General features: G+C 67.0%; 9 protein-coding genes. 5 read left to right on the top strand and 4 right to left on the bottom strand.

Going from position 1 to position 17,114, the window contains the following annotated elements:
* Positions 1-425: 425 nt before the first annotated feature.
* Positions 426-641: a hypothetical protein gene (locus tag OG972_RS08545; RefSeq protein ID WP_266979751.1), complete on the bottom strand. Its 216-nt coding sequence runs from the start codon at positions 639-641 to the stop codon at positions 426-428.
* Between the two features lie 24 nt (positions 642-665).
* Positions 666-2,150: an FG-GAP-like repeat-containing protein gene (locus OG972_RS08540; protein WP_266979749.1), complete on the bottom strand. Its 1,485-nt coding sequence runs from the start codon at positions 2,148-2,150 to the stop codon at positions 666-668.
* Between the two features lie 1,386 nt (positions 2,151-3,536).
* On the opposite strand from OG972_RS08540, the gene OG972_RS08535 reads away from it, so the two are divergent.
* The 5 genes from OG972_RS08535 to OG972_RS08515 all read left to right on the top strand — a co-directional run bounded on the left by OG972_RS08535 (position 3,537) and on the right by OG972_RS08515 (position 15,901).
* Positions 3,537-11,249 carry a DNRLRE domain-containing protein gene (locus OG972_RS08535; protein WP_266990352.1) on the top strand — a complete coding sequence of 2,571 codons (7,713 nt, stop codon included), beginning with the start codon at positions 3,537-3,539 and terminating at the stop codon, positions 11,247-11,249.
* A 128-nt stretch (positions 11,250-11,377) separates the two neighbouring features.
* Positions 11,378-11,863, top strand: a complete 486-nt coding sequence (locus OG972_RS08530; RefSeq protein ID WP_266979747.1) for a hypothetical protein — start codon at positions 11,378-11,380, stop codon at positions 11,861-11,863.
* Positions 11,864-12,202: 339 nt separating this feature from the next.
* On the top strand, positions 12,203-12,799 hold the full coding sequence (locus OG972_RS08525; RefSeq protein WP_266979745.1) for a transposase: 597 nt from the start codon (positions 12,203-12,205) through the stop codon (positions 12,797-12,799).
* A 75-nt stretch (positions 12,800-12,874) separates the two neighbouring features.
* Positions 12,875-14,155: an ISL3 family transposase gene (locus tag OG972_RS08520; RefSeq protein ID WP_266990350.1), complete on the top strand. Its 1,281-nt coding sequence runs from the start codon at positions 12,875-12,877 to the stop codon at positions 14,153-14,155.
* Positions 14,156-14,302: 147 nt separating this feature from the next.
* Entirely contained in the window at positions 14,303-15,901 is a 1,599-nt protein-coding gene (locus OG972_RS08515; RefSeq protein ID WP_266979743.1) for an NCS1 family nucleobase:cation symporter-1, read from the top strand.
* 325 nt (positions 15,902-16,226) lie between these two features.
* On the opposite strand, the gene OG972_RS08510 is transcribed toward OG972_RS08515, so the two are convergent.
* Both OG972_RS08510 and OG972_RS08505 read right to left on the bottom strand, forming a co-directional pair.
* Positions 16,227-16,397, bottom strand: a complete 171-nt coding sequence (locus tag OG972_RS08510; protein WP_266979741.1) for a hypothetical protein — start codon at positions 16,395-16,397, stop codon at positions 16,227-16,229.
* An 84-nt stretch (positions 16,398-16,481) separates the two neighbouring features.
* Positions 16,482-17,033 carry a hypothetical protein gene (locus tag OG972_RS08505; RefSeq protein WP_266979739.1) on the bottom strand — a complete coding sequence of 184 codons (552 nt, stop codon included), beginning with the start codon at positions 17,031-17,033 and terminating at the stop codon, positions 16,482-16,484.
* Positions 17,034-17,114: the final 81 nt, after the last annotated feature.

The raw sequence follows: 17,114 nt of genomic DNA, 5'->3' as shown, positions 1-17,114 counted from the left end.
CCGTGACTGAATGCGGGACTTTAACGCCACATGCCGGGAGGCAACCGTCGCCATGAAGGTGACGATTGCCTCCCGGCACGAAGGTCTCAGCGTTACTTGGGCGGGATTTCAGCGGTACAGGTGGCGCGTCCGTACGGGCCCGAGGCCGTGGCCAACTGGACCTTTTTGCCACGCAGGTCGACGCGGCAGGAGGCGTGGCCACCCTTGGCACCGAGCTGCACGGTCACTGTGGCAGGGCCGTTGGCGGGCGTGACGCGTGCGGCTGCGCGCCAAGGCAGTCGGGCCGTGGCTTCATGACCGAAGGCGGCCGTCTTGCTGGACCCTGTCGTGAGGCCGGCGTGGTAGGTGATGTCGGCGGTGCCGGTCCCGGTGGCGTGGTGGGCGATGGGTACGGAGTAGGACGGCCGTGTCTTGCCGTTCCCGCCCTAGGTGATGGCGATCCCAACGGCAAGGAGTGCGACGCCGGCGATGCCGAGCACCGTAGGGACGCCGACTCGCATCAGACGGGAGATATCGCGCGGGGCGGGGGCGCCTGTCGTGGCGGGCTCGCTGCTGTCCTCGGGCGAGACTTCCGTCGGCTTTGACGGTTCGGCGCCGGAGGCTGGTGGCGCCGTATCGGCAGTGGTTTTGAACATGGTCATGGAAGTGGACTCCTGCAGGTGTGGTCAGGGGGCCAGGACGTCACCGATGTGGGCGCCGGCGGGAACGTTGAAGGTGCCGATGCCGGGGCCCGCACTGGAGGAGGCGAGGATGCCGGTGGCGCTGGAGTTGGCCATCAGGACCATGCCGTCGCCGCTGTTCTCGCCGCTGGCTCCCGCTGCCATGTCGGCGTAGCCGTCATTCGTGGCGTCCAGCAGGGCGACGGCGGTGCCGAGGCGGTCGCCGGGCTCGGGGGCGCCGGCCATGTCGCCGGTGGCGTCGATGGTGCCGGAGTTGAGGGAGACGGAGCCGGTTCCGGTGAGGCCGGTGGCGGATCCCTTCAGGAGCAGAGTGGTGCCCGCGTCGGCCTGGTTGGCGGCGTTGAAGGTGAGGTCTTCGCCAGGGGCGCCGGTGAGCACGTCCGCATAGCCGTCCTTGTTGACGTCGCCCACGGCGACGGATGCGCCCATGTCGTCGCCGGACTCGCTGGCGCCTGGCACGCCGGAGGAGTCCTGGTCCAGGGTCGTCTTCGAGGTGTCGGACAGGCCGGTGGCGGATCCGTAGTAGGCGGTGACGCGGCCTCCGGTGACGGCCGCCGGCTGGCCGACGACGACGTCGGGGAAGGTGTCCTTGTTGAGGTCGCCGACGGCGACGTCGGCGCCTCCCGCGCCCTCCAGGCTGGTGGCGGTGTCGGTATGCAGTCCGGTGGCAGAGCCGGGCAGGATGTACAGGGGGCTGGTGCCGTCCCACTGGGTGAAGGTCACCACGGCGTCCGGGTAGCCGTCCTTGTCGATGTCCCCCGAGGCTGCGTCGGCGTCGGCGGCCGAGGTCAGCGACAGGGCGGACGCGCCCTCGGTTACCTGTTGCGGCGCGGTGTCCTTGACGGTGCGGGTGGCACCGTCGATGACCCACATGGCGTAGCTGCCGGGGCAGAAGGCCAGCACGTCGGCCTTGCCATCGGCGTTGAAGTCGCCGATGGTCATGGCTTCGCCGCAGCGGTCGCCGCCGACGCGGGCGGAGGCGGGGGCGAAGTACATGGTGGTGTCTGCGGTGAGGCCGGTGGCCGATCCGTACAGCAGGGTGATGCCGCCGGCGTCGGTGTGTCCGGAGGTGTCGTCCTCGCCGGGGGCGGCGACGGCGAGGTCGGCGTAACCGTCACCGTTGATGTCGCCCCAGGCGGTGGTCGCGCCGAACTGGTCGTCGGTCTCGGAGCTGCCGGGCAGGTCGATCCCGCCGGCGAGGCTGTTCTGCGTGAGGGTGATCTTGGTGGCGCCGTTGGACCCGGTGGCGGAGCCGGGGGCGATCGACACGGCGCCGGCGCCGGTGATGGTGGTGTCGGCGGCCTGCGGGATGCCGACGGCGAGGTCGGCCTTGCCGTCCTTGTTGAAGTCGGCCGTCACCGGCGCGACTACGGCGTAGGCGGCCTGGGGCACGGCGAGCAGGGCCGCACCAGCGGCGGCGGCCACTGCGATGGCGATACGCGAACGCAGACGGGCGGGGACAAGCGCCATAACAATCTCCTTGAAGAGACGCACAGTCGCAGCGAAGGATGCCGTGGCGGTGGGGGGCGGCCGGGATGCTGCGGGACGGCCCGCACACGAGCCCGGCGGTTATATCCCATGCATAGTCACCCGGGCGAACGCCTGGACAGACCCTGCCAATTCAGCCGACCGCCTCGTCCCATGACTACTGCATTCACATAATCTGCCCCAATTATTCGAACAGTTGACGTGGGTGTATCCAGGGGATTACAACTCCTCCGCCACACAGTGAATTCACAGCCGATCGGGCGGTCCGGTCGACGGTCTGGCATGCCGTCGGCCCATTTGTGCTGTCCGCACACATTTCGCGCGGGCGCCGCAACGGAAGGGACCTGGGACGTGAAAGTCCGCTACAGGAGACTAATCTCCTGTCTGATCGTTTCGGCAGTGGCCAGTACTGCGCTGCCGCAACTCGCCTATGCCGCACCGGCCTCGGGCGGTGACGATGACAGGGGTGTCGTCGACACCATAAAGGGCTGGTTCAGCGACGACGATTCCGACGATGAGGCAAAGCCGCCGACCGGCGGCAAGCTGGAGATACCAAGCCGGCAGAAGCTGCCGAAGGGGAAGGTCCGGCCCAAGGCCAAGCGGGTCAAGGAACTCAAGTCCAAGCGGACGGCGTCTGCCCGTTATTGGCAGCTCTCCGACGGCCGTGTCGAGGCCGAGCTGTCGGGCGTTCCGGAGTCGTTCAGGGACGGCAAGCAGTGGAAGCCGATCGACACCCAGCTCAAGGCCACTTCGCGCCAGGGCTTCGACTTCGCCAACACCGACAACCTGGGCCGCTCCTACTTCGGGCACAGTCCGGACAAGCTGCTGCGGTTCGAGGCCGACTCCGCCCACGCCGTGTCTCTGGGGCTGAGCGGATCCAAGGACTCGCTCAAGCCCAGCGTCAAGGGCAACACCGTCACCTACAGGGACGTCGTATCCGGCGCCGATCTCGTCTACGAGGTCAAGAACGGTGCGGTCAAGGAGAACATCGTCCTGGCCGAAAAGCCGGACAAGGCAGTGAAGTTCGTCTTCACGCTCAAGACCGACGGGCTCACCCCGAAGGCGCTCAAGAACGGCACCATCGCCCTGTACAAGGACGGCGTGAAGCAGCCGGTGATGGTCATCCCGGCCGCCTTCATGACGGACGCCAAGAAGGACAAGTCCTCCCCCTACGGGCACGCCGCCTCCACCAAGGTGACGCAGAAGCTCACCCGGGACGGCAAGGACTACAAGCTCACCGTCACCCCGGACGCCACATGGCTGGCCTCCAAGGCGCGTTCGTATCCGGTGATGATCGACCCGACCATCACCTACGCGCCGCCGCCGTGCGATGACTCGAACTACGTCGGCTGCCTTTCGCAGGGTGTCATGGTCGACTCCTCCGTGCCGGACAAGAACTACAACGGCGTGGGCACCTCCAAGACCGGCAACTGGCAGCTCGGGGTGGGCACCACCAGTACGGGCAAACGCCGTTCGCTGGTGCAGTTCCCTCTGGACGGCATTCCCGCCGGCGCGAAGATCGACAGTGCGCGGCTCGGCCTGTACTTCGACCAGACCCACACCACCGGTGACAAGGACGTGACGGTCGAGGCCCATAGGGCAACCGGTCCGTGGGAGCAGACCACCGCGACCTGGAACAAAACCAGTTCCCTGTCCGGCGAGCTGTCCGGCACCACGGTCCAGGTCGACGACGGCGATGCGGGCACCGCGGCGGTCGGTGAATGGCCCCGCGTGGGCACCATCGGCAGTGTCAACGTCGGCAACGACTACGCCTACAACAAAAACAGCCTGACCGGCGAGTCCTACACCTGGCAGCCGAAGGTCAGCGAGGCCGGGACGTACAAGGTCGAGGCGCACTTCGCCCCGCTGTCGGATGCCACGACGGCGGCCCCGTACACAGTGACCTACGACAACAACGGCACCCCGGCGACGGCGAACTACACCGTCGACCAGAGCGCGGGCTCGAGCCCGGTATGGAAGCAGCTGGGCTCCTCCCAGCTGAACTTCGCCAAGGGCACCGCCGGCAAGGTCGTCCTCAAGGACACCGGAGATGCCAACCATCGCACGGTCGCCGACGCGGTCCGCCTGGTCAATCCCGGCTCCATCGTCAAGGACGCCGGCGAGTACAACCAGTGGCACAACTTCCCGGTGACCGACACCGTGCAGAAGTGGGTTTCCGGCACCGCCACGAACTACGGCTTCGTGCTGCAGGCCTCCGACGAGGCCACCTTGGGTCAGGGCGGCCCTTTGTACGAGGCCAGCGAGTACAGCTTCGGCGGCGAGACCGCCACGTACCCGAAGCTGACGGTCACCTTCGGCAAGGTCGGGACCAGCCTCAAGGCCCCGACCGTTCTGCACGACACCGGTGCCGAACTGTCGTGGAGCGCCTACAACAACGGCGACCCCGTCGACACTGGTGACGACATCGTCGAGTACCAGATCCACCGCAGCGTCTTCCAGGGCTTCACCCCGGACGCCTCCACCCTGGTCGCTCCCATCGCGTCGGGCAGCACGAGCTACACCGACACCTCCGCCCCCGTCACTCAGCCGGACGCCAACGGCGGCGGCCTGGGGCGCGCGTACTACTACCAGATCGCGGTGAAAACCAAGGACGGCTCGCTGCTCGGCTCGCCGGTCCAGCTGGTCCGTCTGCCGCTGGCCGGCCGCACAACGGAGATCATCCAGACCCAGTCCGGGATCGCGGACACCACGCTGTCCTCGACCGAGTCCACGACAGCGCACGACACCATCACCGACACAGCGGTCGCGCAGAAGTGGATGAGCGTCGGAAACAACCACCCCACCCTCGGCAAGACCCGGGCACTGCTGAAGTTCCCGGTCAGCACCAACATCCCTGCCAGCGCCACCGTCATCTCCTCCAACCTGGACCTGTGGGGCACCACCACCAACCCCAACGGCAACGGTGCCACCTACCGGATGCACCCGCTGACCCGGGACTTCGACGAAACGGCCACCTGGACCAAGGCGAGCGCCGCCGGGAACTGGACCACCGCCGGCGGTGACATGGGAGCGGCCGAGGCCTCGACGGTCTCCAACGCGACCAACGACCCCAAGCGGTACCGGTGGGACGCGACCTCGCTGACCCAGAACTGGATCAAGACGCCGACCGGCAACAAGGGTGTGGCGATCCGACTGGCCGACGAGAGTGCGACCGGCCCACAGGAACGCACCACCTTCCTGTCCTCCGAGGCACTCGAGACCCAGCTGCGCCCGCAGCTCCAGGTCACCTATGTCGACTCGACCACGCCGTCGACGTACTCCGCCCAGCAGACCCCGGCCCGTATGACCCCCAACTCCACCTACACGGTGGAAGTGACGGTCACCAACACCACGGCCACGACCTGGACCCCGACCAGCCACGAGCTGTCCTACCGCTGGTCGCTGCCCGACGGCACGGACGCCACCACCGGCGGCAACCAGGTCGCCACCGCGTTGTCAGCCACACTGCTGCCCGGCCAGTCGCGCACCCTGCAGGCGCAGGTCAAGACCCCGATCAACTCCGCTGACGGGAACAAGCGCTCCGACTACGTCCTGACTTGGGACATTCGCAACAGGTCCACCGGCCAGTGGCAGTCCGCCGGCACCCCCGCCATCGCGGGCCTCGCTCAGAACGTAGCGGTGGAGGATCCCACCTCCAACACCCTGGGCCTGGAGAAGTTCTACGGCTACACCGGCAAGAACACCGGCGCCGGTGCGAGCTTGATGAACAACCTCGCCTCCGGCAACGTGGTGTGGTCGTACAACGCGTTCAACAACCCGGGTCGGGGTCTGAACACGTTCTTCCGGCTGGCCTACAACAGCCTGGACACCTCCGACACGGTCTCCGGTGCGGGCTGGTCCATGCAGGCGGCAGGGCCGATCCGGCTCGGGGCACCGCTGGACTTCCACCCCAACCCCAACCCCACCGAGGTGCGCCTGCCCGATGGCGACGGCACCACCCACGTGTTCCGCTGGGACTCGGCCACGAGCTCGTGGAAGGCGCCGGCGGGTGTGCACTACAAGCTGGCCGCCAAGGCAGGTCTGGACTGCAAGCCGACCAAGGACCCGATCCCGGACGCCTGGACGATGACCCGGCCGGACGGCACCCGCTTCCTGTTCGGCTGTGACGGCTACCTGACCTCCACGGTGGACAAGAACGGCAACACCATGCTGTTCACCTACGAGGAGCGCAAGTCCAACAACAAGCCGACCAAGTTCCTGACGTACATCACCGACCCCGCGTCGCGGCAGACGCTGACGGTGGACTACTTCAAGAAGGGCGACGCCTCCTACGAGTACGTCTCGGACACCGGCACCATCGCCACGGGCTCGAACCTGACCAACTCCAAGATCTACGACCACATCAAGTCGGTCACCGACGTCTCCGGCACCGACGCCTCCGGCCGTAAGATCAACTTCTGGTACACCGACAAGGGTCTGCTCGGCCAGTTCACCGACGGCGTGGGCTCTTCGCAGCCGAAGGTGTTCAAGTTCGTCTACGACGCCACGCAGGGCAACAAGAACGTCAAGATGGTGACGGCCACCGACCCCCGGGGCAACGCCACCAAGCTGGACTACTACGCCCCGCAGACCGGCGACGACCCGAAGTACCACTGGTGGACCAAGACCATCACGGACCGGCTGAACAACACCACAACGTTCGCCTACAAGGCGAACACGACGAACACGAACTTCACCGACACCAAGGTCACCGACGCGGAGTCGCACGCCACGGACTACGTCCTGGACGACTTCTCCCGCCAGGTGAAGTCCACCAACGCCAAGTCCGAGACCATGGACATGTCCTGGGACGCGGACAACAACGTCATCCTCCAGAAGGAGGCGAACGGCGCCCAGACCACCTGGACGTACGACCAGAAGACCGGCTACCCGCTGACGATGAAGGACGCGGAGGCCAACAAGAACGGCACCGCGGGGACGGTCTACACGTACCAGACCCGTCTGGACGGCTTCTCGGCCGATCTGGCCACCAAGACCTCCCCCGAGGGCCGCAAGTGGCAGTTCGGCAATGACGCCTTCGGCAACCTCAAGACGGTGACCGATCCCCTGGGCGTCGCCACCACCTCGGTGCCCGACGACTACACCACCACGTACGACTACGACGCCTACGGGCAGTTGACCAAGGCCACCGACGCCAATGGCAACGCCACCGTCAACTCCGACTTCGACGTCATGGGCTACCCCAAGACGATCACCGACGCGGAGAGCCACGCCACCTCGTTCGTCTACGACGAGCGCGGTCAGGTCACCTCGGTGACCGACGTGCTGGGCACCACCACCACCCAGACCTACGACGCCTTCAAGCGTCCGCTGGTCAACAAGCTGCCCAAGGACCAGGCGCAGGGGGTGTTCATCACCACTCCGGCCCCGGTGTACGACGCCAACGACAACGTCACCAGCAGCACCGCCGCGGACGGCGTGGTGTCCACCGCGGTCTATGACCCGGCGGACCAGGTGACCTCGTCGACCGGCCCGGACAACAACCTGAGCGGTCGCACGACGCGCTACACCTACGACAAGGTCGGCAACGTCAAGACCACGACCGAGCCCAAGGGTGTGGCGACGACCTCCGTCCCGGACGACTACGTCACCAGCAACACCTACAACGAGATCTACCAGCTCATGGCGGTGGTGAACGCCCAGGGCGACAAGGTCTCCTACGAGTACGACAACGTCGGCAACGCGGTCACGGTCATCGACCCGAAGAAGAGCGCCACCGCCGACACCACCGACTACACCAGCAAGAGCTCCTTCGACCTCAACCACCGCGTGACCAAGGTCACCGACGCGGCGGGCAAGTTCACCACGAGCGAGTACGACAAGGACTCGCTGCTGGTCAGGAGCACCGACAAGGAGGGCAACACCAGCGAGGTCGTCTACGACCAGCGCGGCAAGACGATCGAGCAGCGGGTCCCCTACTCGGGCAGCACCCTTCGCATCACGAAGTACGAGTACGACCAGATGGGTAACACCACCAAGGTGATCAGCCCGCGCGGCACCGCCACCGCGGCCGTGGACGACTTCACCAACCGCACCGAGTACGACAAGCTCAACCGCCCGGTCAAGCGGTTCCAGCCCTACGACCCGGCGGACGCGCGCTACAACGACCCCAACGTCTACACCCAGACGACCTACGACGCGGTCGGCCGCCCCTCGCGGGTCTCCGCGCCGCCGTCGGCAGGTCAGACGGTCCGCAACGACACCGACTACACCTACTTCGACAACGGTTGGACCAAGACGTCCACCGACCCGTGGGACATCGTCACCTCCTACGGCTACAACCAGACCGGCCAGCAGGTCTCGCGCACCCTCACCTCCGCCGGCGGCTCGAGCTCGCGGACCCAGGGCTGGGCGTACTACCCCGACGGCAGCCTCCAGGCCCGCTCCGATGACGGCGTGCCGGTCGGCGCCCACGTGGTGGTGGCCGACAACTCCGACACCCAGGCCACCTCGGCGACCGGCACCTGGGCCACGGCTTCGGCCACCGGCCAGCAGGGCTACGACCACCGTACCCACGCGACGGGGACGTCGACGGACACGTTCACCTGGACCCTGAACGTCCCGCAGGACGGCAGCTACACCGCCTACGCGAAGTACCCGACGACCTCGGGTGCCTCCACGGCGGCGAAGTACACCGTCACCCACGACGCCGGCACCACTGCCAAGACGGTTAACCAGACCACCGGCGGCGGCACCTGGGTCTCCCTGGGCTCGTTCACCTTCAAGCAAGGGAACACGTCCAAGATCACCCTGGCGACCGACGCCTCCGGCAAGGTCGTCGCCGACGCGGTGAAGATCGTCCGCACTGCCACCGAGACGGACAACGAGAAGAAGAACTTCACCTACTCGTACGACCTCAACGGCAACACCACCACGATCGGGGACACCTCCTCGGGTGCCAAGATCGACACGTACTCGATGACCTACACCGGCCTCAACCAGGTCCAGAAGGTCAGCGAGTCCCTGTCCGGCACCGAGAAGAAGGCCACATCGTTCACCTACGACGCCAACGGCCAGAAGGAGACAACGAGCCACCCCGACCAGTACGCGCAGTACATCTACGACCTGCGTGAGCTGGTCAAGACGGTGAAGGTCGGCAAGTCCGCCTCGGACGCCTCGCCGAAGACCACCGACTACACCTACACCGACCGCGGCCTGCGGCTGAAGGAGACCAAGGCCAACGGCAACACGGTCGACTACACCTACTACCTGAACGCAGCGCTGAAGACCCAGACCGAGAACAAGCCCAACGGCACCCTGGTCTCCTCGCACACCTACGCCTATGACGCCAACGGCAACCAGGCGCAGGACGTCGCGTCCAAGATGAACGCCGACAACCACGGCGCGTACCTGAACTCCACCACGGACTACACCTACGACCCGGTCAACCGGCTCGCCCAGTCCGTGAAGACAGGAACCGGCGCGGGCACCGAGACCTACGTCCACGACAACAACGCCAACGTCGTCACCCAGACGATCAAGAACGTCACGACCAACTACACCTACGACCGCAACCGGCTCCTCAGCTCGAGCATCGGCGCCGCGAGCAACAGCTACAACTACGATCCGTTCGGCCGACTGGACACGGTCGTCGCGGGCGGCAAGGTGGTCGAGGACCGGGACTACGACGGCTTCGACCACGTGGTCAAGAACGCCAAGCTGCAGACCGACGGGGTCACGACGAAGACCAGCACCTACGTCTTCGACCCCCTGGACCGCACGGCGTCCAAGACGGAGGCCGGCAAGACCACCGACTTCAACTACCTCGGTACCTCCAGCGAGGTTCTCAACGAGGCCGTTGCCGGCGAGGTCACCAAGTCCTACCAGTACAGCCCGTGGGGCGAACGCCTGACGCAGCTGAAGCGCAACACCGACGGCTCCGAGGAGCTCGGCGTCTACGGCTACAACGGCCACACCGACGTCGAAACCCTCACTGACACCAGCGGTGACACCAAGTCCACCTACGGCTACACCGCCTACGGCACCAACAACGAAGCCGAGTTCACCGGCATCGACAAGCCCGACACCGCCCAGCCCGACAAGGAGGCCTACAACCCCTACCGCTTCAACGCCAAGCGCTGGGACGCCTCCAGCGGCACCTACGACATGGGCTTCCGTGACTACAGCCCCGGCCTGAACCGCTTCACCAGCCGGGACATGTACAACGGCGCCCTGGCCGACATGGGGCTGGGATCGGATCCCTTCACCGGGAACCGCTACGCTTTCACCGGTGGCAACCCGATCAGCGGCGTCGAGATCGACGGTCACAACTGGTGCACAGGTGGCTCCTTCTGCCCCTGGGACGACAACTTCGCCTCTGCTTGGGTCGGCACCGTCACGACTGCCGCGGACGCGCTTGCGAGCCCCGTGATGGCCGCGGAGCCGATCCTGCGGGACAAGTGCCCCGGATGCTTCGGAACTCCCGGTAATCCCAACGGAGTGGATCTGGGATTCGAATGGGTCTCAGGCTCCGGCCCCAAGAAGCGAGACTTCGGCGGAAACGACGCCTTCACGCAGACGCTCATGGACCACTACCACGTCCAGCGCGTGCGGGAGATCGCGGCCGACAACATCAGCAACGGCAACTACAATCTGGGTGCGAACGTGGCCCAGACGTACAACAAGGAAACGAAGGTGATGGAGAATAACGGTCTGAAGCACTCGCTGAACTCCAAGACCGTCTTCATGGACTTCACGTCGAACATGTCCGCGGCCTTCCTCGGTTCCTACAACATGGACTACACGGTCAAGTCCGTCGACAAGGAGGCAGGGACGGCGACCATTCAGTTCCATGTGGACAACGACAGCACCATGAACTCTGGAACGCATATTGCCCCGGAGCTCGGCGGGTACAGCGACTGGTGGAAAGAGAACATCGCCAAGCCCCTCAATTCGTATTACGAGTCGGGGCGTTTCAGTACGAAGTCGCAGGACATCACGTGGACGGAGACGGTCGACCTCAACGATCCCAAGGCTCCGTCGCAGTCCTCGTCCTCGTCGTCGGAGGAATCGAGTAGCTTCCTGGACACCGTGACGAGTTTCCTGGGCAGCCTCTTCTGACGGCAGGCCGACGCGCGCTCGTTCCCGCCGGTTGACCGGTCGGGACGCGCCTTGAAAAACGGCGGGGCTGCTCCCCAGGGATCCCTGAGGGGCAGCCCCGCCGCCCGGAACGACTGGAAGTAGATGGCGTGAAGCTCGACGTATTTCGCATCGGTGCGGGCCTTGCGACTGCCGCTTTGACGGTAATCGCCTCGACCGCTTGCGGGCCAGGCCGGCCCGCCCCTGTCTTTCCGAAGGCCGTACAGCATTCCCAATTGGTCGGTCGGTGGGACGGGGGCGGGGCGTCGGAATGCGGCTCGCCCGTCATTCGACTGCGTGACGACTACACCTTTTCTGCCAAGGGTGTCCCGGTCGCGTGGGACGGCCCCGTGCCGGACGCGAAGGTGACGCGCCGTTCGGCCGACGGAAAATGGCATGCGGTCAACAAAGATCCTGGCCTGCCGCCCTACCTGGTGCTTCGTTTCGACCATCAGAACGACCATCAGCTTCTGCCGTTCACCTTGGAGCAGGGGAAGCTGCAGATGAATGGGAGTGTCGAGGCGGACGGGGGGGATCCCTATTCCTTTTCATGTCGCTACAAGCGCACTTCTGTCGACCCCGACTTCGGTCGATAGCAGGCCTGCCCGGAGATATGGCGCTGATCACAGCGCGGACCCGTGATGATCCGGTGCCCGGTTCCGCTGGGTTCTTGGGAGGACGTGGAGGACCCACGGTCCTCCCGAGGAGCCAGGGGGCCGGGGGAACCGCATCGGTCCATACGCGAGGGGTGGGACCGATGGACCGAGTCAGCCGCACGCTGCGGGCCGCCGACATGAGCAGGTATGCCTCCGCGTTTGCATCCCGCACGACCGTGAAGGCACTGCTCCCCCTCGACTTCTCCGCGGTCAGCCTGCGAATCGTCGACCGCGTGGTTCAGGGCCCGCACCTTCGTCGCCGCGAAGCCCACGGAGGTCTTGCCCGACGGGACCTATCTGACCCGGATGAATCTCGCCGGGCAGCGACGCTCCCATCCGGGCGGAGTGACAGTGAGGGTGATCGACTACCAGGTCGACGGCGGCGAGACAGCCAGGCTGCTGACCGACCTGCTCGACCCCGAGGCCTGGCCCTCCGAGGAGCTGGCAGCCCTGTATCACGAGCGCTGGGAGATCGAATCCGCCTACCGACAGCTGAAGACCTTTCAGCGGGGAAGGACCGAGGTGCTGCGGTCGGTGTCGCCGGAACTGGTGCGGCAGGAGATCTGGGCTCACCTGACCCTCCATCACTGTCTGAACCGGATCATCATGCGGCTGGTAGACGGCGAAGGTCTGGACCCCGACCGGATCTCGTTCGTCAAGGTCCTTAAACACACACGACGCAGTGTTGTTCTCCAGGTAGGCCGGTCGACCCGCCGTCTGCGGCAGTTCATGAAACGGATGGCCACGAAAGTCGTACGCAAGCTCGACAACGGTCTGCGACGGCTACGCGAGGCGGACCGCTACACCCGCCATCCGGTCTCGCGGTACATCGTGCGCAAGAAAGACGGCTCTCCTGTCGCTTCCGTGGGTCGCTGACCAGGGCTGATACGCAGAACACGCCGTAGCCCGGCTACGTTTCGACTTGCGACAGTACGAAACGGAAGAACCTGGATACGGCGTGCGATCGCAAGCATATGGACTCGGCTGCTCGGAGTCGAACACACGGTGGTCGCGTCGGTCGAGGCCGAGGAGGGCAACGGCGCGGAGGCGGGCCCCTGGGATGTGGTGATCGTGGCCCATGCCCGCCCGGCGAAGAGGCGGCGGCAGCGGTGCGGGGTCTGCGGTCGCCGGTGCGCCCGGTTCGACAACGGCGAGGGCCGCCGGCGCTGGCGTGCCCTGGACCTGGGGGTGGTCCGGGCGTTCATCGAGGCCGACGCGCCGCGGGTGTCCTGTCCCGAGCACGGTGTGGTCGTCGCCCACGTGCCCTGGGCCCGCCACGGTGCCGGGCACACCCTGGCCTTCGACGACACCGTGGCCTGGCTGGCCACGCACTGCTCGAAGACCACGGTGGTCCAACTGCTGAGGATCGGCTGGCGCACGGTCGGCGGCATCTGCGCCCGCGTGTGGTCGGACGTCGAACAGCGCGTGGACCTGCTCGCGGGCCTTACCCGGGTCGGTATCGACGAGATCTCCTACAAGCGGCACCACAAGTACCTGACCGTGGTGGTCGACCACGACAGCGGCCGGCTCGTGTGGGCGGCGGCCGGCCGGGACAAGGAGACACTGCGGTCATTCTTCGACCTGCTCGGACCTGAACGCTCCGCGAAGATCACCCACGTGTCCGCGGATGCCGCCGACTGGATCGCGAAGGTAGTCGCCGAGCGCTGCCCGCAGGCGGTGCGGGTGATGGACCCGTTCCACGTCGTGCAGTGGGCCACCGACGCCCTGGACACCGTGCGCCGCGAGGTCTGGAACGCCGAGCGCGGCGGCAAGGGCCGCGCCACCCCGGGCTCGAAGTCACTGAAGAAGGCCCGCTGGGCCCTGTGGAAACGCCCTGAGGACCTTACCGAACACCAGCGCGCGCAACTGGAGTTCATCGCGAAAGCCCACCCCGTCCTGCACCGCGCATACCTGTTCAAGGAGGGCCTTCGCCTGGCGTTGAAGTCCGGCCCCGACACCCCCGAGGCCCTCCTCGACTGGGTGTCTTGGGCCCGCCGCTCCCGACTGGAGCCCTTCGTCAAGCTGCAACGGGCCATCGTCAAGCACTGGGACGCCATCACGGCGGCAGCCGAGCACTCCATGAGCAACGGGATCGTGGAGAGCATCAACACCAAGATCCGCCTGATCACCCGCATGGCCTTCGGCTTCAAGGACCCCGCAGCGCTCATCGCACTGGCCATGCTCAGCCTCGGCGGCCACCGACCCCACCTACCAGGGCGTCAAGCTGCATGAACCTACCCACGGAAGCGACAGGAGAGCCAGAAAGACCAGGTCAGGCGAGGGACACGACGGGTTCCGGAGAAGGTCATCACCCTTACGCCCGCGATACTTCAGTAGCTCAAGCAACGGTATTGGGACAACGGCATCAAGTGGCGGGCTATGCCAGCCGACTTCCCGCCGTGGGACCGGGTGAATGTGTTCTGTGCGCCGTGGGTCGGGATGGCCCACAACCTCCCGTCGTGGCTGCTCGCCTCCGGTCTCGTCGCCCTCGGCATGGACTGGAAGCAGGCCGTCTTCACCATCGCACTGGCCAACCTGATCGTGCTCGGCCCGATGCTGCTGACCGGCCACGCCGGACCCAAGTACGGCATCCCGTTTCCCGTGCTGGCCCGCGCCTCCTTCGGTCTGCGCGGCGCCAACCTGCCCGCGCTGATCCGGGCCGCGGTCGCCTGCGCCTGGTTCGGCATCCAGACCTGGATCGGCGGCGTCGGCATCTTCACCCTGCTCGGGAAGATCTTCGGTGGCTGGGCGAACGCCTCCGAGATCGGCGGGCAACCCTGGACGCTCTGGCTCTGCTTCGCCCTCTTCTGGGCGGTCGAACTCGCCATCCTCTACCGGGGGATGGACACTCTGCGGCGGTTCGAGAACTGGGCGGCGCCGTTCGTCATCGTCGGCGCCCTGGTGCTGCTGGTCTGGGTCGCCGTCAAGGCCGGCGGCTTCGGCCCGCTGCTCGACCAGCCCTCGAAGCTCGGCTGGGGCGCGGACTTCTGGCCGGTCTTCTTCCCGTCCCTGATGGGCATGATCGCTTTCTGGGCCACGCTCTCCCTGAACATCCCCGACTTCACCCGCTTCGGCGCCGGCCAGCGCGCCCAGATCTGGGGCCAGACGCTGGGCCTGCCGACCACGATGACGCTCTTCGCGCTCCTCTCGGTCCTGGTCACCTCCGGCTCGCAGGCCGTCTATGGAGAGGCGATCTGGGATCCGGTCGAGCTCGTCGCCAGGACCGACAACGTCTTCGGACTGCTCTACGCCCTGGTGACCGTGCTGATCGCGACGATCTCCGTGAACATCGCGGCGAATGTGGTGTCACCCGCGTACGACCTGGCCAATCTCGCACCCAAGCTCATCAACTTCCGTACGGGCGCGATGGTCACGGGTGTCGTCGGTGTGCTGATCATGCCGTGGAAGCTCACCGAGACCCCGGAGCTGTACATCTTCACCTGGCTCGGTCTGGTCGGCGGTCTGCTCGGTACGGTGGCCGGCATCCTGATCGCCGACTACTGGATCGTCCGACGCACCGTGCTCGACCTCGCCGACCTCTATCGCCCCGGCGGCCGCTACTGGTACACGGACGGCTGGAACTGGCGTGCCGTCGGTGCCTTCACGGTCGGCGGCGTCCTGGCCATCGGTGGTTCCCATTCAGCCCCCGACAAGGGCCCGTTCCCGGCCGACGGCCTGATCCCGTTCCTGAAACCGCTCGCGGACTACGGCTGGGCGGTCGGCCTGGCCTCCTCGCTGCTGCTGTACGTGCTGCTCAGTGGCCGGTCCGGGGTCACAGCGACTGCTGGGAACGGCTCAGCAGCGCGCTGCTGCCGAGCGTCTCGGCCGGCGGTGGCGTGGCCGTGGGCACCGGCTGGTCGGATGCCAAGTAGCCCACGGTCGCGTGTGCACGCTCAGCAGCGCGTCGCGCGAGGGGGCGGCGGTCTGCTCGGCGGGCAGCGTGTCGCCGGTGTCGTCCGCCCGCCCCGCCGCCGATGACGTCGCCGCTCGTGAGACCGAGCACGATCACCGTCGCCCGGGCCGACGTCCGCGTGCCGGAGCGATGACCGGTCACGTCGCCTCCCACGGAAGGAGCTGCCGGGCCCGGTCCGGTGCCGGCGCCCGACCATGTGGGCGTACGCCCGGGTCGGAACGGCCGCCCACCCCCGTACACAGGGTGACGCCCCTCCGCCTTGCGATGCACCTCATCTGACGCCGCGCGCTGATCCACCAGGGATTACGGGACAGCCCTTCGGGCAGCCCGCCGGAGCAGACGTGAGTCAGCACGGTGGTGGTGTCGACCGTCCTCGGCCGACCAGGTCCGTCACCGCGCGGTTGTCCGTTCCAACAGGGCTGCGAGCGCCTTCGCCAGCCGCTCCCGCAGCCCGCCCGCGTCGCCGTCCACCCACCGGTGGGCGGCGTGGAACGCCGACCAGTCCACCCGCCAGTCCCGCACTGTGTCAGGGCCGAAGCCGGACGCGTGCGGCCCGAGCACCGTGCGCAGCAGCCGGGGCGACAGCCGGGTCGTCGTGCACCACGAACTCCTCCTCGACCTCGGCCACCTCCAGCCCGGCGGCGGTCAGCGCACCGAGGAGCGCGTCCAGCCGGGCGCGGGCCTCCGGCCGGCCGACCGTGCGGCAGCGCTGGGTGACGAACTGCTCGTGGCGCCCACGCCGCGCCGCACGGCGGGCATTGCGCGCGAGGTGCGCGCTGTGCCGCTCGGCCACGGCCCGCGCCGTGGCCACCTCCGGCTCCCGGGCAGCAGCAGCTTGACGTGGTGTTCGACGTGACAGGCGGGGGACGGCGCGGCAGCCTCGTTCGCCGTCTGCGGTATGTCCGCGTTCCAGGGGGAGGCCTCGATTTTCACCCGTATGACGGGGAAGCCCGCCGCCCGCAGTTCGGCCGAACGGAGCAGGGCGGCGGCCTGCCGCTCGGTGAGGGTGCCGCGCCCTGTCTCGGTCAGCATGGGCTGGTCGGGCATGGCGCCGCGGTCCAGGACGATGCGGGTGAGCTTCAGCCCCATCCGTGCCGCCCGGTGTTCCAGGCGTGCACTCGCGTCCATGGCGCCTGCCGCGGTGCCGAGGCGCACCGTCAGGTGCGTCTCGAACTCTCCCGCGAACTCCGCTTCCACAGGCCCCACCCCAGCCGTTCGGTTCTGTCCACTCCTGCCGGAGAAACCAGCAAGGGGTACTGACACTCCACGCCGAACGGT

Origin of the sequence: Streptomyces sp. NBC_01669 (genome assembly GCF_026339735.1) — a bacterium.
Lineage (GTDB): Bacteria > Actinomycetota > Actinomycetes > Streptomycetales > Streptomycetaceae > Streptomyces > Streptomyces yanii.
The sequence above is the reverse complement of the archived record's forward strand: the minus strand, read 5'-3'. Positions and strand labels throughout refer to the sequence as shown.